At 60.7% G+C, this 19974-nt stretch carries 14 protein-coding genes and 1 riboswitch; of the genes, 3 read left to right on the top strand and 11 right to left on the bottom strand.

What is annotated here, in order from left to right; all coding sequences use genetic code 11:
• Nucleotides 1-74: 74 nt before the first annotated feature.
• The gene (rimO, locus tag SMD27_RS13245) at nucleotides 75-1475 is read right to left on the bottom strand and encodes a 30S ribosomal protein S12 methylthiotransferase RimO (RefSeq protein WP_320508879.1); all 1401 of its coding nucleotides are present in this window, start codon (nucleotides 1473-1475) and stop codon (nucleotides 75-77) included.
• A 230-nt stretch (nucleotides 1476-1705) separates the two neighbouring features.
• Nucleotides 1706-3691: an oxidoreductase gene (locus SMD27_RS13240; RefSeq protein ID WP_320508878.1), complete on the bottom strand. Its 1986-nt coding sequence runs from the start codon at nucleotides 3689-3691 to the stop codon at nucleotides 1706-1708.
• A 187-nt stretch (nucleotides 3692-3878) separates the two neighbouring features.
• Between SMD27_RS13240 and SMD27_RS13235 the strand changes: the two genes are divergently transcribed.
• Genes SMD27_RS13235 through SMD27_RS13225 form a run of 3 tightly spaced genes read left to right on the top strand, consistent with a single transcriptional unit; the run spans nucleotide 3879 to nucleotide 7437 of the window.
• Nucleotides 3879-4832: an ornithine cyclodeaminase family protein gene (locus SMD27_RS13235; RefSeq protein ID WP_320508877.1), complete on the top strand. Its 954-nt coding sequence runs from the start codon at nucleotides 3879-3881 to the stop codon at nucleotides 4830-4832.
• 15 nt (nucleotides 4833-4847) lie between these two features.
• Entirely contained in the window at nucleotides 4848-6884 is a 2037-nt protein-coding gene (locus SMD27_RS13230) for an oxidoreductase (protein ID WP_320508876.1), read from the top strand.
• 22 nt (nucleotides 6885-6906) lie between these two features.
• A complete protein-coding gene (locus SMD27_RS13225; protein WP_320508875.1) occupies nucleotides 6907-7437 on the top strand; it encodes an O-acetyl-ADP-ribose deacetylase in 531 nt (176 codons plus the stop codon).
• Here SMD27_RS13225 and SMD27_RS13220 read toward each other — a convergent pair.
• The 9 genes from SMD27_RS13220 to SMD27_RS13180 form a co-directional block, all read right to left on the bottom strand.
• Nucleotides 7412-8845, bottom strand: a complete 1434-nt coding sequence (locus SMD27_RS13220) for an FGGY family carbohydrate kinase (RefSeq protein WP_320508874.1) — start codon at nucleotides 8843-8845, stop codon at nucleotides 7412-7414. The two genes, SMD27_RS13225 and SMD27_RS13220, sit on opposite strands and share 26 nt — an antisense overlap.
• A gap of 7 nt (nucleotides 8846-8852) precedes the next feature.
• Complete coding sequence (locus SMD27_RS13215) at nucleotides 8853-10049, bottom strand: metal-dependent hydrolase family protein (RefSeq protein WP_320508873.1); 1197 nt, start codon at nucleotides 10047-10049, stop codon at nucleotides 8853-8855.
• 14 nt (nucleotides 10050-10063) lie between these two features.
• Nucleotides 10064-11329 (bottom strand): NAD(P)/FAD-dependent oxidoreductase, encoded by a 1266-nt coding sequence (locus tag SMD27_RS13210; protein WP_320508872.1) that lies wholly within the window; start codon nucleotides 11327-11329, stop codon nucleotides 10064-10066.
• Complete coding sequence (locus tag SMD27_RS13205; RefSeq protein WP_320508871.1) at nucleotides 11326-12705, bottom strand: NAD(P)/FAD-dependent oxidoreductase; 1380 nt, start codon at nucleotides 12703-12705, stop codon at nucleotides 11326-11328. Before SMD27_RS13205 ends, SMD27_RS13210 begins: the two co-directional genes overlap by 4 nt.
• A gap of 94 nt (nucleotides 12706-12799) precedes the next feature.
• A complete protein-coding gene (locus tag SMD27_RS13200; protein WP_320508870.1) occupies nucleotides 12800-14188 on the bottom strand; it encodes an aldehyde dehydrogenase family protein in 1389 nt (462 codons plus the stop codon).
• 9 nt (nucleotides 14189-14197) lie between these two features.
• Nucleotides 14198-15571, bottom strand: a complete 1374-nt coding sequence (locus SMD27_RS13195; protein ID WP_320508869.1) for a glutamine synthetase family protein — start codon at nucleotides 15569-15571, stop codon at nucleotides 14198-14200.
• A 58-nt stretch (nucleotides 15572-15629) separates the two neighbouring features.
• A complete protein-coding gene (locus SMD27_RS13190) occupies nucleotides 15630-16787 on the bottom strand; it encodes a GlxA family transcriptional regulator (protein ID WP_320508868.1) in 1158 nt (385 codons plus the stop codon).
• Nucleotides 16788-16954: 167 nt separating this feature from the next.
• Nucleotides 16955-17053: riboswitch (glycine riboswitch) on the bottom strand.
• Between the two features lie 124 nt (nucleotides 17054-17177).
• On the bottom strand, nucleotides 17178-18728 hold the full coding sequence (locus SMD27_RS13185) for an amino acid permease (RefSeq protein ID WP_320508867.1): 1551 nt from the start codon (nucleotides 18726-18728) through the stop codon (nucleotides 17178-17180).
• 269 nt (nucleotides 18729-18997) lie between these two features.
• Nucleotides 18998-19903 (bottom strand): LysR family transcriptional regulator, encoded by a 906-nt coding sequence (locus tag SMD27_RS13180; RefSeq protein ID WP_320508866.1) that lies wholly within the window; start codon nucleotides 19901-19903, stop codon nucleotides 18998-19000.
• Between the last annotated feature and the right edge of the window lie 71 nt (nucleotides 19904-19974).

Here is a 19974-nt window from a genome sequence, read left to right as displayed (position 1 = left end):
AATCCGGCAGCAATGACTGAGCCGACGCCTCAGATTGGGGGATCAGTGCTCCACACTGGAATGATGTGGGGAGGCTATTGCTTGGGCGCAAGACTGCCCCAGAGATCGTAATCCTCCGCGGCCTCGACTGTGACGCGCACCACATCGCCGGGGCTCAGCGAAGCACCTTCATCGCCATTAATGAAGACATTGCCGTCGATTTCCGGGGCGTCGGCCGAGGACCGGCCGATCGCGCCATCCTCATCAACCTCATCGATCAGGACGTCAACCACCGTGCCGACCTTGCGCTCCATCTTGGCTTCGCTGATCTGGCGCTGGGTTTCCATGAAGCGGTCCCAACGGTCCTGCTTCTCATCCTCATCGACATGATCTTCGAGATTGTTAGCGGTCGCGCCGTCGACATTCTCGTATTTGAAGCAGCCCGCGCGGTCGATCTGCGCCTCATCCAACCAATCAAGCAGGAAATTGAAATCATCCTCGGTCTCGCCAGGGAAGCCGACAATGAAGGTCGAGCGAATGGTAAGATCAGGAACCGCCTCGCGCCACCTGCGCAGGCGTTCCAGCACTTTTTCCTGGTTGGCGGGCCGCCGCATGGCTTTCAGAACCTGCGGGCTGGCATGCTGGAAGGGAATGTCGAGATAGGGCAGGACCTTGCCCTCTGCCATCAAGGGCATGATCTCGTCGACATGCGGATAGGGATAGACGTAATGCAGCCGCGTCCAGATGCCGAGTTCGCTCAAGGCATCGCAAAGCTCCGTCATGCGCGCCTTGACCTTGCGGCCACGCCAAGTGCTTTCGGCATGTTTGAGGTCGAGGCCATAGGCGCTGGTATCCTGGGAGATGACCAGCAATTCCTTGACGCCGGCCTTCGCGAGATTCTCCGCCTCGATCAGCACGTCGCGGGCCGAACGGCTGGCAAGATCGCCGCGCAGGCTGGGGATGATGCAGAAGGTGCAGCGGTGATTGCAGCCTTCGGAAATCTTCAGATAGGCGTAGTGGCGCGGCGTCAGCTTGAGGCCGGCAGGCGGCACCAGATCCATGAAGGGATCGTGCTTTGGCGGCACCGCATTATTGACCGCTTCCACGACGGATTCATATTGCTGCGGGCCCGTGACCGACAGAACGCTAGGATGCACCGAGCGGATCGAATCCTCATTGCCGCCCATGCAGCCGGTGACAATGACACGGCCGTTTTCGGCGATCGCTTCGCCGATCGCATCGAGCGATTCCTGTTTCGCGCTGTTCAAAAATCCGCAGGTATTGACGATGACCACATCGGCGCCGTCATAGGAATCCGTGATTTCATAACCCTGGGCGCGCAACCGGCTGAGGATGCGTTCGGAATCCACCAGTGCCTTGGGGCAGCCGAGGCTGACGATGCCGACGCGCGGATCGCGGCCTTTCGGCACTCGTTTCGTGGGCTGACGATTGGCGGCCGTCTTGCGCACAGGCGCATGGCTGGCGGTTTTGGTCATCACATTTCCGATCTGATAGCGGCCGACCGGGGCTGATCAGCAAACCCGGCTATCGCGGCGAAGGACGTACCCGGATTTGCCCGCTAAAGCAAGTGCAGCCAAGGTCGCAGCCCGGTCATATCACCGCGCCATGAAGAGTGAAAGACCCGAGATTTCAAGCCATTAGGCCGAAGTCGTGCAGCCCCGCAGGGGCAGATACGCGCAGCCGGAATGGTTCAAATCCTTATACTTCATACGGCCAATCCCAGGCGGCGACCCTCCAGGATCGCTGCGGGTGCATGTCGGGGTGCCAGACTGTCACCGATGACCTGATGGGCGATCCCGCCTGCCCGCAAGGCGTCGGTCAGTGCGGTATTGGCTTCGTTCGCCAAAGCGAGGACCAGGCTGTCGGCAGCAATCCGCTCCGCTTCGTTATCGAGAATGCTGGTGATCGTGGCGCCATTGCCGTGCCATTCGCTGACCACCGCTTCGGTTCTGAAGACGACGCCCATTTTCTTCAGCCGGCTGCGGAGCGGCCAGTCGGCCGAGGTGCGCTGGATTTCCTGGCCGATATAGGTCGCTGGCGTCACCATGATCACCTCATGGCCCTTTTCCGCCAGATGCCAGGCGGTGCCGCAGCCGCGCCAATTGCTGCCTTCGTCGATGACGATCACGCGCTTCCCGAGCTTCGCTTCACGCCGCATGACATCTTCCGCCGACCAGACATTGCCACGGTCGATCCCCGGCATCTGCGCGACCATCGGCAGCGCGCGCTGAAAGCCGGTGGCGCTGGGCAGTGAACCAGTCGCGACGATAACCGCGTCGGCGGCGAAATCGCCGATCTCATCGGCTTCCATCAAGCTATTGTAGCGGATCTGCACCTGATGTTGCTGCAATTGCCGTTCGTACCAGTCGATCAGGTCGAGAATTTGCTGGCGTCGCGGTTGCATGCCGGCGAGACGGAACTGGCCGCCGAGCTTGTCGGTCGCTTCCGCCAAAGTCACCGAATGGCCGCGCTCAGCCGCGACGCGGGCGGCTTCCAGACCGGCGGGACCGCCGCCGATGACGAGTACTTTCTTCGGCTGTTCGGCCGGCTTGAAGGTGTCGCCCTCCCATTGAAATTCGCGGCCCGAGGACGGATTGACCAGGCAGGAAATCCAGTAATCGCGCGAGCGGCGGCCCCAGCACATTTGGTTGCAGGAGATGCAGGGGCGGATATCTTCGGCGCGGTCGTCCTTGGCCTTGTTCGCCCAATGGGGATCGGCGATCTGGCCACGCACGATGCTCACCATATCGGCCTGCCCGGAAGAGACGATATAGGCGGCGTTGTCCGGCGTGCGGATATGGCTCTCCGCTTGGACTTTCACATGCTTCACCACCTGCCGGATCTTCTCGGCATACTGCGCGCCGAGCTTGTCTTCATAGAGGAAGGTCGGGATGATCCGCGGGAAATCGTAATAGCCGCCGGTACCGCAGCTTACGTAATCGTAAAGGCCGCGCTCGTCATGCCAGGCGGCAACCTCCTGATGCATCTCGATCGACATGATATCCGGCTGGCTGTCATCGACGCTGATTGCCATGCCGATGATGAAATCCTCGCCCACGGCCTTGCGCATGCGGGTCAGCAAGGTCTCGCTGAACCGCATGCGGTTCGCGAAGCTGCCGCCATATTTGTCGTCGCGGCGGTTGCTATAGGGCGACCAGAACTGTTCGATCAGGGCGTTATAGGCGGCCATCATTTCGATGCCATCGAAACCGGATGCCTTTGCGCGCAAGGCCTGGGCGACGAAACAATCGATGGTGGTTTCAATCTCCGCCTCGGTCATCGCATGGCTGACATCGGAATCATGCATCGAGGGCAGGCCGGATGGCGACCAGGAGGCTTCGAAGGAATTGTCCCAATCCCCATGGGCACCGACATGAAACATCTGGCCAATGATCACGGTGCCATATTCATGCACCGTGTCGGTGATCTTGCGGAAATGCGGGATGACGGCGTCGTCGCCGGCGCGAAATTGCCGTCCGGTGAGCACGGCGGTCTGATGCACGGGCACCGGTTCAACCACAATCATGCCGGCACCGCCGCGAGCCCGTTCGCGGTAATAGCCGAGATGCCGTTCCGACGGCAGGCCGTCGATGCTCATATTCGCCGTATGGGCGCCGAAGGTGATGCGGTTCTTCAGGGTTTTATGGCGAATGGTCAGCGGTTGGAACAGTTTCGCATGATCGGCCTTCATGATGTCCCTGACTCCCTTTGCTGCAGCTCTCGCATGCCACGTTATTTTTCGTGGATGATGGGCAATTCTGCATGGTGGGTCAATGCCGACAGTCTCTTGCTCCTCCCCGCTATTGAGGGCACGATGCGCAAAACGCGATATGAGGCCAGGGCGCAAAGAAACCTAGCCGCGGGAGGAATGAAGGACAATGCTGACTATCGATGCGGCGACCCTGCATGACCTGGCCGATTATCCCGGCTTGGTGGCGGCTTTGCGAGAGATGAACCGCATGGGCGTCGATCAGGTTGAGCGTCTCTACCTGGGTCAGCCGCGTGCGGATGGCGGCAGCAATGACTGGCTGCTACTGCCCGCCTGGTGGCATGACCGGATCTTCGGCGTAAAACTGGTCAGTGTCTTTCCCGGCAACCAGGCCAAGGGATTGGAGACGATACTGGGCAGCTATATGCTGTTCGATGGCACCAACGGTGTGCCGCTCGCTTATCTCGATGGCGCTGCACTGACCCTGCGGAAGACGGCGGCCAATTCCGCTTTGGCGGCAGATTTCCTGGCGCGGCCCGACGCCGAAACGCTGACGGTGATCGGCGCCGGTGCTTTGGCGCCTTACCTCGCCGCCGCTCATGCCGCGATACGGCCTATCCGGCGCATTCTCTGGTGGAACCGCAATCTCGCTAAGGCCGAAGAGGTGGCGGCGCAATGCCAATTGCCGGGCGTCGAGGTCATCGTTGCGGAAGGCCTGGAGGCAGCGGTGCGGGCCGGTGACATTGTCACCTGTGCCACCCGCTCCACCAAACCGGTCGTGCGAGGCAACTGGCTCAAACCCGGCAGCCATCTTGATCTTGTCGGCGGCTATCTGCCGGAGATGCGCGAGGCCGACGACGAGGCGATTGCGCGGGCGGCCCGCCATTATGTCGATGCCCGGCTGACCACCCTGACGGTTGTCGGCGATGTCTGCCAGCCGCTGGCTGCCGGATTGCTGCAGGAAACGGCGATCATCGATCTTGGCCAGGTGGCGCGCGGGGAAAAGCCGGCGCGGCTATCCGCCGATGAAGTCACCTGGTTCAAATCTGGTGGCGGGGGACATGAAGATCTGGCGGTCGCGGATTACATCATCCGCCAGGCGATGAAAACGAAACAAGCTTGATGGGAGACGTGTCAGATGGCTGATCCGTTGCTGCAACCGTTTCAGCTGAAACATTTGCGGCTGAAGAACCGCGTCATGAGCACCAGCCATGAGCCGGCTTATTCGGAAGAGGGCAAGCCGAAGCTGAAATACCAGCTCTATCACGAAGAGAAGGCAAAAGGCGGGCTTGCTATGACGATGATCGGCGGATCGTCGATCGTGGCACCTGATTCGCCCCAGGCTTTCGGCAATCTCGATGTCAGCAATGACGACATCATTCCCTATTTCCGCCAATTGGCCGGCCGCGTTCATCCATATGATTGCGCCGTCATGTGCCAGATCACCCATCTAGGCCGGCGCACCAATTGGAACAAGGAACATTGGCTGCCGATCATTTCAGCCTCCGCGGTGCGCGAGCCGACCCATCGGGCTTTTCCCAAGGAGATGGAGCTGTTCGATATCAAGCGCGTGGTGAAATCCTATGGTGCTGCTGCGCGCCGTTGCCAGGAAGGCGATCTCGACGGCATCGAGATCGAAGCCTATGGCCATCTTTTCGATTCCTTCTGGTCGCCCCGCACCAATCTGCGGCAGGACGATTATGGCGGCAGCCTGGAGAACCGCATGCGCTTTGGCATGGAGGTGCTGGGCGAAATCCGTGAGCAGGTCGGCAAGGACTATATCGTCGGCATCCGCATGACTGTGGATGAGGATGTCAAGAATGGCATCAACAAGAGGGAAGGCTTGGAGATCGCGCGGCGCCTCGCCGAATCAGGCCTGGTCGATTTCATCAATGTGATCAAGGGACGGATCGATACCGACGAGGCGCTCTCCCATGTCATTCCCAGCATGGGAACGCCAGCCGGCCCGCATCTCGAACTGGCGCATTCAGTGAAAGAGATCGTCACGCTGCCGGTCTTCCAGGCGGCACGTGTGGCGGAACTTGCAACGGCGCGTCATGCGATCGCCGCCGGCCTTGTCGATATGATCGGCATGACCCGCGCCCATATGGCCGATCCTTATATCGTCAAGAAGCTTGAGGCCGGCGAAGAAGATCGCATCCGTCCCTGCGTCGGCGCCAGCCACTGCATCGATGGCATCTATCTCAGTGGGGCGGCCTACTGCATCCACAATGCCGCCACCGGCCGCGAAGAAACCATTCCGCAGCAATTGACGAAATCCACTGGCCCGAAAAAGAAAGTCGTGGTGGTCGGTGCGGGTCCGGCGGGCCTGGAAGCGGCCCGGGTCTGTGCCGAGCGTGGTCATGAGGTGGTGCTGTTCGAAGCGGGCGACCGGCCGGGCGGCCAGGTCAATCTCGCCGCCAAGATCCAGCGGCGCAAGGAGATCATCGGCATCACCGACTGGCTTTATGCTGAAGTACAGCGTCTCGGCGTTGATTTGCGTTTCGGCGTCTATGCCGAGAAAGCGGAGGTGTTGGCCGAACAGCCGGATATTGTGATCGTCGCCACCGGCGGTATTCCCCATGTCGGTTATCTCGATGCCGGCGACGATCTGATCACAACCTGCTGGGATGTGCTGTCCGGCCAGACCAGCCTGGCACCGGATGTGCTGTTGCATGACGATCACGGCGGCTATGAAGCCGCAACCTGCGCCGAATATGTCGCCAAATCCGGATCGAAACTGGAGATCCTCACGCCGGACAGGATGATCGGTCCGGATGTCGGCGGCATGAACTATCCGGCTTTCTATAAGGCGCTCTATGCGGCCGGTGCGGTGCTGACGCCGAACGAGCGGATGACCGGCGTGCGGCGCGATGGGAACAAATTGGTGGCGACGATCTATAACGAATACACCCATACCGAACGCGAGCGTGCGGCGGATCAGGTGATCGCCACCAACGGTACCTTGCCGGCGGCCGATCTCTATTTCGACCTGCAGTCGGATTCAAGCAATGGCGGCGAGGTCGATATCGATGCGTTGATCGCCGGCAAGCCGCAGACCATCGTCAATAACCCGGCGGGCAGCTTCCAGCTTTTCCGCATTGGCGATGCCGTCGCCTGCCGCAGCATTCACGCGGCGATCTATGATGCGATCCGCCTGTGCAAGGAATTTTGAGTCAGCGTAACGAGGCGTGGCGATGGCAGCGACAGATAAGATCAAGATCTCGCAAGGCGACATCACGAAGCTCGAAGTCGATGCCATTGTCAATGCGGCGAATGAAACGCTGCTGGGTGGCGGCGGTGTCGATGGTGCCATTCATCGTGCAGCTGGTCCGGAGTTGCTGAAAGAATGTCGCAAGCTCGGCGGTTGTCCGACCGGGCAGGCCAAACTAACAAAGGGCTATCAGCTTCCTGCCAAATACATCATCCATACGGTCGGGCCGGTCTGGCATGGCGGCGGCCATCATGAGGCGAAGCTCTTGCGGAGTTGCTACACCACCAGCTTCCAGCTCGCTGCGGATTACGATATTCGCAGCATCGCTTTTCCGGCGATCAGTTGCGGGATCTATCGCTATCCGATTGAACAGGCCGTGGCGATCGCCGTCGATGAAACGCTCGCCTGCCTGAAGCGGCATCCGTCGATCGAGCAGGTGATCTTTGCCTGTTTCGGCGATGAGATTTTCAGCGCTTACCAGCGCGACGTCAACGCCAGGCGCGGCACCGTTTAACGGCCTCACCGAAGCGGCTATGCAGTTCCGCTGCCAGCGGTTGGCCCGGTTCGATCACCTGGCCCGGTGGCGGTGCGGGCGGCAGTGTCTCCATCGTGGCGAGACCGGCGCCGATCATCGCCAGTTGCGCCGCGCCGAGGCCGGTCAATTCGGCGGAGGAGGGGATCGTCAAACGCCGAGCAAGCGCCGCAGCGAGGAAGCGGCAGAAATAACCGTTCCGCACGACGCCGCCATCGATCGACAATTGATCGCCGGGCGGCGTCAATGCCGACATGGCGCGCATGACTTCGCTGGCACGCAGCGCGATCCCTTCCAACACGGCCTGCATCAGATCCGATTTGTTCGTATCGAGACCGAGGCCAAGCCACATCCCGGCAGCACTCCGATCCCAATAGGGACAGCCAAGACCTGACAGAGCCGGAACGAAGACGATGTCCCGGGCGATGGCGGCTTCGGTAGCGAAGCTGTCGATCTCGGTATAATCCGCGAAAAGCCCCAGGCCGCGCGCCCAGTTGACCGCCGAGGCGGCATTGTAAACGCCGCCATCCAGTGCATAGGTGCAGGGCTCATCCGCTATTTGCCACGCGACGGTCGGCAGCAGGCCGCTCGCAGCGTCGCGCAAGGGCTTATCGCCGGCGATGGTCAGGGCAAAGGCGCCGGTGCCGAAGGTGATCTTGGCATCGCCACGCTCGCGGCAACCGTGTCCGAAAAGCGCCGCCTGCTGATCGACGACATTGGCGGTGAGCGGTATGCCATTCATCTCGCCGAGTTCACCGGCCGTCGGTCCGATCTCCGGCAGGCAGTCCATCGGCACGCCGAAGAGATCGCACAAGATCGGATCCCATTCCAGCGTTTCCAGATTCATCAAGCTAGTTCGCGATGCGGTGGTGACATCGGTGATGAAGCGATCTGTCAGCCGGTCGAGAAAGAAGCTATCGCTGGTGCCCAGACGCAAGCGTCCCTGGCGGCGCAAGTCCTGCGCTTCAGGCGCATTGTCCAGTAGCCATTTCAACTTGCTGGCGGAGAAATAGGGATCGAGCGGCAGGCCGGCCCGCTGCAGCGTTTCCGTTTCGGCGCCAGTTGCTTTCAGTCGTTGGATCTCGTCTTCGGTGCGAGCGTCCTGCCAGACGATGGCATTGTAAATCGGCTGCTTGGTCTTGCCGTCCCAGGCAATGACGGTCTCGCCCTGATTATCGAGGCCGATGGCGCCAGCGTCTTTTCCAAGCGCGAGGCAGCGGGTGAGATGGTCAACCAATTCATTCGGATCGTGTTCGACCCAGGCGGAGCGGGGGAAGATCTGCCGATGTTCGAAACCGCCCAGCGTCTCGAACTTGCCGTCGAAGCCAAGACGATGAACCTTGGTACCGGTCGTGCCCTGGTCGATGGCGATGACGGATCTTTCCCCCATTGATCCCCTATCCGGCGAAGTTGTTCTTATAGACCTCGCCATTCTTCATCACGAAGCCGACTTCGGATACGGCCTTGATATCATCCAGCGGGTTGCGGGCATAAGCAACGATATCGGCGAAATAGCCTTCCTTGATCTGGCCCAGCTTATCGCCGCGGCGGATCAGCTTGGCGGCGTTGACCGTGGCGGCGCGGATGCTGTCGATGGGCGTCAAGCCGCCATCCCGCACCATGACGATCAGTTCCTGCCAATTGTCGCCATGATGATTACCGGGCGTGCCGGCATCGGTTCCCATGGCGATGGGCACGCCCAGTTCATAGGCCCGCCGGATCATCTCGGCGGAGATCTTGCTGCTTTCGATCATGCGATCGACCTGATGCGGGGGCATTGTCGCCATAGCGGCCTTGTCATTCAGCATGCCATCGAGGGTGCATTGCGTCGGCACCAGGAAGACGCCTTTGGCAGCCATTTCGCGCAACGCCGCTTCATCGGCATAGGTGCCGTGTTCGATGCTGCTGCAGCCGGCGGCGACGGCGTTCGAAATGCCACGGCAGGCATGGGCATGAGCGGCGACATGCTTGAAGTTGTCTTCGCCGATCTCGACGGCCGCCTTCAGCTCTTCCAGCGAATATTGGATCGAGCGCGGATCTTCGCTTTCCGGTGACAGCACAGCACCGGTTGCCATGACCTTGATCAGATCGGCGCCATGGGCAAGCTGCTTGCGGGCTGCGGCACGAACCGCATCCGGCCCGTCGGCAATCTCATACATGCCGGGATAGAGATCCATCCCTGAGGTCGTGATGGAAAGAATGCGTCCAGCCAGGACCATGCGCGGGCCGATATAGTCGCCGCGCTCGACAGCAGCGCGAATAGCCATCTCGACATAATTCCAGCCCCCGACATCGCGCACCGTGGTGATGCCGCACAACAGCGTACGCTCGACGGCCTTCGCGGCATAGAGCGTGACTTCGGCATCGGTGCGATTGCCGTAATCGCAGTTATCGGTCGGCAGGGTCAGATGGACATGGCAGTCGATCAGGCCGGGAACCAGCCAAGCTCCCTTGAGGTCGATGACTTGATCGCCTTTGGCAGGCGCACCATTAGCACCGAGCTTGACGATCTTACCGCCATCCACGGTGATATTGCCGCGGCGAAAGGCGCCGGCTTCGACATCCAGATACTGACCGTTTATCAACCACTGCATACTGACAAATGCTCCTACCGCGCCGGCGAGGGCTTCTCGCCGGTAATCTCTACATGAACGTTTTGGGCGCCAGTTAGCAGACGGGCCGGCAAATGCCAGGCCAAGCGACGTTCCGGCAGCGCCTGTATACAGCGAGACCAGACCACTTTGCCATCAATACTCACCTGGAGGCGGCCCCGCGCAGGGCGCATAGCGCGAAATTTGAACAGCAGAGGCTGATCGGTTGTACCGAGCGGGTCGATCCGCTGCGGATAAACGTAGGCGACCGGCTCGGCATGTGTCACCGGAATATAAGCCGGAGCCGGCGGTAGATTGCCCCGGAGCGTCTCGAGGATATTGGATGCGGCCGCCCGGCCTTCGCGAAAACACTGTCCCGCTGTCTCGATCCCACGCAGCAGATTGCCGGCGGCAAAATAGCTGGGATCGCTACAGCGCATGAACTGGTCGATCACCGGTCCGCCGGTTCCCGTTTCATTGACGACGCCGTCCAGGGCGAGATGGCTTGGCACCACCAAAGCCGTCTCCGGCCGAAACTGACCGGTCAGAATGACACCATCGCAATCGATGCGCTCAATGCCATTGCCCCGATCGATCTCGATGCCTTCGACACGCTCGGTTCCGAGAATGCGATGCAGTTTCGTATTCAGCAGGACTGGTACCCGGAAGCAAAAGCGGGTGATCAAATCAGCCGGCCGGCGCGCGGTAATGCGGTGGCAGGGTTCGATCAGCGCCACCGGCTTGATACCGGCATGGCGCAAGGTTAGTAGAGTCGAGAAAGAGACCAGCTCAGTTCCGATTACGACCGGCCGCTCGAAGGGCTTGCGGTTCTGCAGATAGATCATCTGCTGCAGCATACCGGTATTCATGACACCCCAGGGACGCGCCCCGGTCAGCAACCTCGCGCTACGTGGCGTTTCGCGTGCACCCAAGGCTAGCAGCACGGCTCTGGCGGAAAGCGTTGCGGGTCCATCGCGATCGGTGATCTGCAAAACGCCATTCGGTTCCAGACGCAAGACGGTGGTCTTGGTGCGGAGATCGAGTCCGGCGACCCCATCCACCAATCGACGCGCATAGCCGGGACCAGTCATCAAGCGACTGAATTCAGCCAAGCCATAGCCTGTATGGCCGCAATGCCGCGGGATGCCGCCCGCTTCCGCTTCGCGCTCGAGAATGACGATGTCGCGCAAGCCTGCTTTCTTCAAGGCCTGCGCGCAGGCAAGTCCGGCCGGTCCAGCGCCAATGATCGCCACTTCCGCCGAGATCGATCTGTGGCCGCTCATGAAGCGGCCTGCGCATTATTAGCCGACCACCGTTCATCAGCAAGCCGACTAGCCTCAGCGCCACAATAGAAACCCTGGCAGCGGCCCATCATGCAACGGGTCCGCCGCTTCAAGCCGCCAAGATCGCCGGCGGGAAAAGGACCCGCCAAAGCCTGTTCGACTTCCTGCCGCGTCACCCATTCGCAATGGCAGAGGATATCGCCGCCGGCTGGCGTCTGATAAGGCCGCTCACGGTATTCGCAGAGATTGGGAACCGGTGTCCAGATCGGTCGCGTTGTTGTGGTGCCATCGAAACGCTGCTGATAGAGGGCAGCAACATGCTGCGCGATGCCGAGCGCCGCCGTCAGCCCTGTCGATCGGATGCCGCCAACGGTGATCCAGTGACGCTCCGGTAGAAAGTCGATCTGATAGTCCTTGAACTGTGTGGCCGGCCGCAAGCCGGCATAGACGGCATTGACGGTTTGCTGAGCCAAGGCCGGCAGCATCTCCGTGCCCTTCGCAATCAGATGTTGGAGCATTGCCTGATCGACCTCTGCCAGCGCGCGATCCTCCTGGTCTTCCGCCGTTGGCCCAACCAGCAGGTTGCCGAAAGCAGTCCGGCTGATGACGATTCCCTTGGTGCGTTCCGTCGGCACCGGCAGGATGATGGCATGAGCCAGTGCCGCGGCCGGCTTATCGAAGACGACAAACTGGCCTTTGCGTGGTGTGATCTTGAACGGGCTTGTCCGGCAGATCGCCTCGACGATATCGCCATAATTACCGGCAGCATTGATGACCAGGCCGGCCGCCATCTCGCCATTTGTCGTTTCCAACCGCCAATGATCGCCATTGAAATCGCCGCCGGTCACGCGACAACGGCGATGGATGCGACCGCCATGGGCGAGGCCCTGATGAACATAGGCGAGGGGTGCCGACCAGGGATCGATGATATGCTCGCCCGGCACCAGAACGGCGCCGCGCGCCGTATCGGCCAAGTGGGGCTCGCGCCGGCGCAGATTGTCTCTGCCGATCTCGCGCACATCGCCGACACCGTTGCGATGGGCCTTGGCCACGATCTCGGGCAGCTTTGTCAATTGCTCGTCATCCCAGGCGACGACCAAAGCGCTGCTTTCCACCAAGGGCAGATTGAGGTGTTCCCGGATCTCGAGGTATTCGCGATAGCCGGCCTGCATGCAGGTGAGTTCGAGGCTATCCGGCAAGGCATCGAAGCCAGTATGCAGCAAAGCGCTATTGCCCTTGCTGGCGCCGGAGAGGATATCGCCGCCTGCTTCCACCAGCAGCGGTTTCAGCCCCATCAGGGCAAAGCGCCGGAACAGCGCGCAGCCGACGACACCGGCGCCGATGATGACGATGTCGGAACGGTCGATCTCAGCCATGTCTGACCCCGATATCAAAGCCCCTGTCTCTTGCAAGACAGGGGCCTGAACATCATCGACAGTTACCGGCCGAAGTCAATTCGGCCAAGCTCGGTTAGATCTGTCGCAAATGGAAGGATTTCGGCCGGGTCAGCATCTCATAGCCGACCTTGCTCAAGGTGGCGCCGCGCCCGGAATCCTTGACCCCGACCCAGGCCAAAGCCGGGTCGAGGTAGTCGCAGCGATTCATGTAGACCGTGCCGGTGACGACCTGGTCGCCGATCTTGAGAGCCGCCTGCTCGTCCTGTGTCCACAAAGCGGCGGTCAGGCCGAACTTGCTGTCATTCATCAGCTTCACGGCTTCGTCGTCTGACTTCACCTTCATGATGCCGATAACCGGGCCGAAGCTCTCATCTGACATGACCGACATCGAATGATCGACATTGACGAGAACCTGGGGCGCCAGATAGGGCGTGCCGGGCTTGTCGGCGGCGAAGGACTTCGCGTCGACCAGCGCCTTGGCGCCGCGCTTCACCGCGTCCTGGATCTGGCCGCGCACGAATTCGGCTGCCGAGGTGCGGACCATCGGCCCGAGATTGGTGTTGGTGTCGAGCGGATTGCCCAGGCGATATTTCTTGGTGAGATCGACGAAGCCATCGACGAATTTGTCGTACAGGCTTTCATGTACATAGATGCGCTCGATGGCGCAGCAGCATTGGCCGGAATTGAACATCGCGCCGTCGACCAGGTTTTCGACAGCGTGATCGAGATTGGCATCTGCGCGCACATAAGCCGGATCCTTGCCGCCGAGTTCCAGGCCGAGGCCGATGAACTTGCCGAGGGCTGCTTGCTGCACCGCATGGCCGCCAGCAACGGAGCCGGTGAAGTTGACATAGGCGACTTCCGGCGCGGCGATCACCTTGGCGGTATCGTCATGGGTGAGCACCAGATGCTGGAACAGACCCTTGGGCAGACCGGCCTTGTCGAACGCGTCCTGGAAGCTTTCGGCGCAAAGCGGCGTCTGGGCGGAATGCTTGAGGATGACCGCATTGCCCGCCATCAGCGCCGGGATGACGCCGTTGACCGAGGTCAGATAGGGATAGTTCCAGGGCGCAACGATAAAGACCACGCCCAACGGCTCGCGACGGATGAACCGGGTGAAGCCCGGCTTGTCTGTAGCCTCGATATCGGCCAAAGCTTCCGGGCCGATCTGGATCATATAGCGGGCCCGTTCCTCGAAGCCGCGCATTTCCCCGGGGCTTTGCGAGATCGGCCGGCCCATCTGGCGCGTGATCTCCTCGGCGTGCTGGTCCTTCTTGGTGAGAAAGATATCGACGGCCTTGGTCAGGATCGCGGCGCGCTCGGCGACCGGCGTGTGCTTCCAGGCTGCTTGTGCCTTCTGCGCGGCGCTCAGCACCGTCCGGATTTCGGCGGCGCTGTTATAGGGCCGCTCGACATAAATGGAATTGTCGATCGGCGTGATCGTCTTCTGCACTGCAGGCATGATGCTTCCTTAGATGATCTCGAAGTAGCGGTTCAGTTCCCAATCGGTGATGTGCTTGCGGAACTCGCGCTCCTCCCATTCACGGGTCGCGGTCCAATGTTCGACGAAGGCTTCACCGAACAATTCATTGGCCGCTTTCGATTTTTTCAGGCGCTGGGCAGCTTCCCACAAAGTCCGCGGCAGGTCGAGCTTCGCGGGATGCTTCTGGTCATAGGAATTGCCCACGATCGGCTCGGTCGGCTCGATCTTGTTCTCGATGCCGTATAAGCCAGACCCGATGGCGGCCGCCAGAGCAACATAGGGGTTGCAGTCGGCTGCGGCAATCCGGTACTCGACCCGCTGGGATTTTTCCGAGCCCGGAATGACACGCAACGCGCAGGTCCGGTTCTCAATGCCCCAGGTCGAATTGGTCGGTGCCCAGAAGCCGGGGATCAGCCGGGAATAAGCGTTGACGGTATTCGCGACCATGCCGAGCAATTCGGGCATCAGCGCCTGCTGTCCGCCGATGAACCAGCGCATCTTGTCACTGATATTGTGCGGCTTCTTGGGATCGTGGAAGGCGTTCTTGCCGTTCTTGTCCTTCAGCGACAGATGGATATGGCCGCTCTGGCCGGGCCAGTTGTTCGACCATTTCGCCATGAAGGTCGCCATCATGCCGCGGCGCTGCGCCAGGACCTTCATGAAGGTCTTGAATAAGGCGGCGCGGTCGGCGGCTTCCAGGGCCTTGTCATAGGTGAGTGCCGCTTCCAGCACGCCGGGGCCGGTTTCCGTATGCAGGCCTTCGATCGGCATCCGCATGATCTCGCAGGTTTCGAGGATCTCCTTATAGAGATCGGCCCAGACAGTATTGCGGATTACAGAATAACCGAACCAGCCGGGGGTCATCGGCGTCAGATTGCGATAGCCTTTTTCGCGAATGCTCTCCGGCGTCTCGTCGAACATGAAGAATTCGAACTCGCAGGAACCGTAAGCTTCGAATCCCATCTTCTTCGCTTTGTCGAGCACCCGGCGCAGGGTACCGCGCGAACAAACTTCTTCCGCCTTGTCGGTGAATTCGGCCAGGAAGAAGAGCATATTGTCTTCGAAGGGAACCTCGCGGCAGCTTTCCGGAATAAGCCGGACGAAAGCATCCGGATAAGCGGTGTGCCAACCGGTATAGGTGGTGTTGTCGAACAGCTGGTCGCTGCTGTCCCAGCCAAGTACCACGTCGCAAAAACCGAAACCGCTTTCCAAAGCCGAAAAGAATTTTTCTTTGGACATGTATTTGCCACGCAGGATGGCATCGCCGTCGAAGACGCCGACCTTGACATGGGTCAAACCGCGTTCCTCGACGATCTTCTTTGCATCAGCGACCGTCTTAACCTGCTCTGGCTTCAAAGGCATGTTTCCCCCGGATGACTTGAAAGGTTTAAGTGGTGATTTCGATACCGTCGATGCGCAGTCAGGCTGCGATCGTCTTCCCCCTCGATGGCACGTCGCGTGATGGTGCGTGGGGCCCAATGACAGCCGTGGTGAACAGCCGCTTGCGGTCTTCACTGGGCCGCGTCCCATAGGCTTCCGTATAACATTTGGAGAAATGGGAAAGCGAGTCGAAACCGACATCCCGGGCGATGGAGGAGAGGGTCGCCGTGGTGCATTGCATCAGTTCCCGGGCGCGTTGCAGGCGAAGGCGCAAATAGAACTCACGAGGGCTGGTTTCCAAATGGCGCCGGAACAGCCGCTCCAAATGACGCAGATGGACACCGGCCCGCATGGCGATGACGCGCAATTCGACCGGCTGTTCGGCATGCCGGCGCATGACCTGCATGGCACGCTGCAGGGCTTGGCTGCCGGCGGCATGCTGGACCAGTTGGGCGCGGGGCTGAATCTCATCGGCATCGCGCGCGCGGTCGCGCAGAAGCTGGCCGGTAACTCGCCGGGCGGCATCGTCGCCAAGGCATTGCCGGATCGCCCGGAGCATCATGTCGGAGGTGGTGCAGCCGCCCGCACAGGTGAAGCGGTTGCGGTCGATGACGAAGAGATCGGGATGCAGCCGGGCCGGGCCTCGCTCACGGCAAAACAGCTCATCATTCCGGCTGGGTGCAGAATCCGTGAAAGCCAGTTGTGTCGGCGTCGCACAAGCATAACCACGCAAGAGGCCGATGCGAGAGAGAAGGATGGCGCCGCTCGATAGCGCACCGATATGAGCGCCGGCCCGGTCGGCCTCATGCAGCCACTCGATGAGCCCTGGCAAAGCAGGCAAATCCGGCGGCAGGATTTCCGCAAGGACGAGGATATTGGCGGCCGCAGGACTGTCGGTCACGCACGTTACCGGATGGACATCGATGTCGCTGGCGGACGGGACGGGGCCGGGTTCCAGGCCGACGGTTTGCCATTGAAAGATATCGCGACCGCTCACGGCATTGGCGGCCGCAAGGGTATCCACCACGCGCGCGAGATCCCCCAGGGCAAAGCCCGGTATCAGGACCAGCGACAGGAGGACCCGCCCATCTGCCTCGGGTCGCAAAATCAGCGTGTTGTAGGGTCCGGCCTCGCCTGCCGGACAGCGGTCCGGCAGGTGGTTAGGCAATGTGATGGGATCGACAAAAGATGCAGTCACCAGACTCTCCGACAGCGGTAGAAACGGCTGCCCGGCCGGTGGCCGAACGGCGCTTCCCCCCTCTGTCTCGGTACCTGAGAGATTGGCCTTGTCCCACGCCGAGTGGCGGGAACAGGTTTACTCCGTCGGTGGGGTATCGATTTCTCGCGACCCGCTTTCCAGAGTGTGGTGCCGCCCTGGTCCTTTTGCCTGAGAGTTTCCGGGGGCGGTTGCTCCTTCGGCGCCGGTTGTCCCGAAGGATACCGATCTCTCCCAGCGGCGGGATATGATGACGGTAGTCTCCGGTGCCGCCGCTGCGGCGTCAAGCCGGATTCCTGCAAGCCACTGGACAGAAAAAGGGGAGGCTGAAAGCCTCCCCTTTGTAGGCTAAGTGTAAGCCGGTTTGTCGGTTTATGACTGTGCCAAGGCGGCTTCTTCGCGGGCGATCTCCGATTGCCGCGCCTTGACAGCCTCTTCTGTCAGCGGTGGGCCGGGGAAACGCTTGCGCTCATAGCCGAACCAGATGATGACCAGCAGAACGATAACGACCGCCAGGAATTGCCCGACCAATTGATAGGGCGGCTGGAAGCCGACAAAAGCCAGCACGCCGCCGCCGATGACCGCGAGCACGGCGACCGGCTTCGACAGGCCGCCCAGATTGAACGGCCCTTTCTTCGTCCAGCTTTTGCCTTCGGCCAGGATGCCAGCTCCGATCGGCATGATGTAGGAGACATAGAGGAAGACTGCACAGCCCGACGCCAGGACGATATAGGCATTGGCATCGGAGCCGGCCACCCAACCCAGGAGGAAGCACAGGATTGCACCGACCCAGATGGCGACGCCCGGGGTCCGGTAGGTCGGGCTGACGCGACGCAGATATTTGGAGAAGACCGGGATGCCGCCATCACGCGCGAAGGCGAAGATCATGCGTGAGAGCGAGGTCATGCCGGCGAGGGCACAGAGATAGTTCGAGACCACGATGCCGATGGAAATGAGCGTCTTCAGCCAAGCCGGCATGCCGCTGGATTCCAGGACATAGAAAAACACCGACCAGCCCCTTTTGGCGCCTTCGCCCATATCGGGCATGGCGAGCAAAACAGCCACCACCAGGAACCAGCCGAACAGTCCCGACCAGAAGACGGCCGTCAACATGCCCCGGGGAACGGCACGCTGGGCGTCGCGCGTTTCTTCGGATGTATGCGCCGAGGCGTCGAAACCGGTGATCGTGTAGCAGACATGCAGCAAGCCCAGCACGAAGGCGAAGAACAGGCTGGAGGTTGCCGGCCAAGTGCCGCCACCGACATCGCCGGTATTGTTGGTGAAGGTGACAAGACGCGAGAAATCAAGGGGCACCGGCGAGCCGGCCAGCAAGCCGACAATGATCGCGATCGATACCAGGAAGATCAGATAGCCGGAGAAGTCGGTCAGGATCGTGGTTGCCCGGATACCGACGAAGTTCAGAAACGCCTGCGAGACCGTGATCAGAGCGACGGCGATGATCAGATGCGTGCCGGTGAAGCTTTCCGGTGCGGCGCCGAAGATGCCGACGAAGACCAGATCGCGGGCCAGCAGATAGACGCCGTAATTGACCGAGGCGACAACGAAAAGCAGGCCGATCAGATTGATCCAGGCCGTACCCCATCCCCAGCCTTTGCCGCCCAGGATCGAACCCCAGTGATAGAGACCGCCGGCCGTCGGATAGGCCGAGGCGATCTGGCCCATGGCCGCGGCGACAAGCAATGCGAAGATCGAGCCGACGATCCAGCCGATGCCGATGGAACCGCCCCCGGCCGCGCTGAAGGCAACGGTATAAGCACCGATGCCGCCGGCCAGAATGCAGATGATGGTGAAAGAAATCGCGAAGTTCTGGAAGCCGCCCATGCGTCGGGACAGTTCTTGAGCGTAACCCATGCTGTGGAGGACTTTGACGTCCTCCTCATGCGTATGATCATGCGTAGACATGACGTTTCCCCTTATGTGGTCGCCGAGACAACGAGCCGAACCGGCCCTTTCGGTTCGCGAGACCGGCGGTGCCGGCGGAGCGACCCGGACACCCCCAGGATTGTCCCGAATCGACATTTTTGCGACATTATGTCGCTTTACGGCGCAAGTATGCGGCGGCATTAAGAATTTGTAAAGACAACCATTCTTTGCAGAGGGTTGTCCGAATGGGAAGAAATCGCTTTAGATTTCAATAGTCTAGGCAAAATATCCCGATTCACCCGAGCGTTTCACTGCGCGCGCTTCGCGAAGTGGGTCGAGCAGAAGTCGATAAAAGCGGCTGCCTTGCGAGTCGGCCGCGATCCAGCCAAACGGGCGAGGCCAAGCTGGGTTGGCCGCAGTGATTCGGCCAGGGGACGGTAGGCCAAGCGTCGGCCGTCCAGGCTCAATTCGCTGGCCGGCCGCGAATGCATGATGGAGAAACAGTCGCTGTTCGCGACCAGGCCTCGCATCATTTCAAAGCTCGGCGTTTCGTATGCGATCCGGGGCTGCAGACGCTGGCTGTAAAGGATCGACAGGAAGTAGTCGCGGCTTTGCGGCAGCGACAGCAGGACCATGGGGTAGTCGACGAGGGCACGGAGTGACACGCGATCCTCCTTCGCCAGCGGATGGTCCTCGGCAATGAAAGCGTAAAGCGGAACCTCGGTCAGCGGACTGAAATCGATGCCCTCGCCCAAAGCGAGATCGTAAGTCAGCGCGAGTTCCGACTGGCCGCCGCGCAACGTATCCAGCACGCCCTGCACGTGATTTTCGTGCAGATGGATCGTGATATCGGGAAAGGCGACGGCGAATTCCCGGAGGACCTGCGGCAGGACTAACGGCGCGAAGGTTTGGAAACAACCGACATGCAGGTCACCGGCCAGATCCTTGCCGAGACCGATTGCTCGTTGCCGCAAGTCTTCCGCATGGTCGAGCAGGGCTTTTGCCTCCGTCAACAGCCGCCGGCCGGCCGCAGTCAGGCTGAGGCCCTGGGCATGGTGACGAATGAAAAGGGCGACGCCGAATCGTTCTTCCAACTGGGCAATCGCCGCAGAGATCGACGGCTGGGAGACGTGTAACCGTTGACCGGCGCCCGTCACACTGCCGGCTTCGGCTGCCGCCACGAAATATCGAAGCTGCTTCAGCGTGTAGCTCATTGGAAAATCCGATCTACATTTAATTATAAAAATATTTTCCCTTTTCAGAGCCTCCCGTCAAGATTTCCGCA

Origin of the sequence: Dongia soli (genome assembly GCF_034044715.1) — a bacterium.
Classification (GTDB): Bacteria; Pseudomonadota; Alphaproteobacteria; order Dongiales; family Dongiaceae; genus Dongia_B; species Dongia_B soli.
Note: the sequence above shows the minus strand (reverse complement) of the source record. Positions and strands in the feature narration are given on the sequence as shown.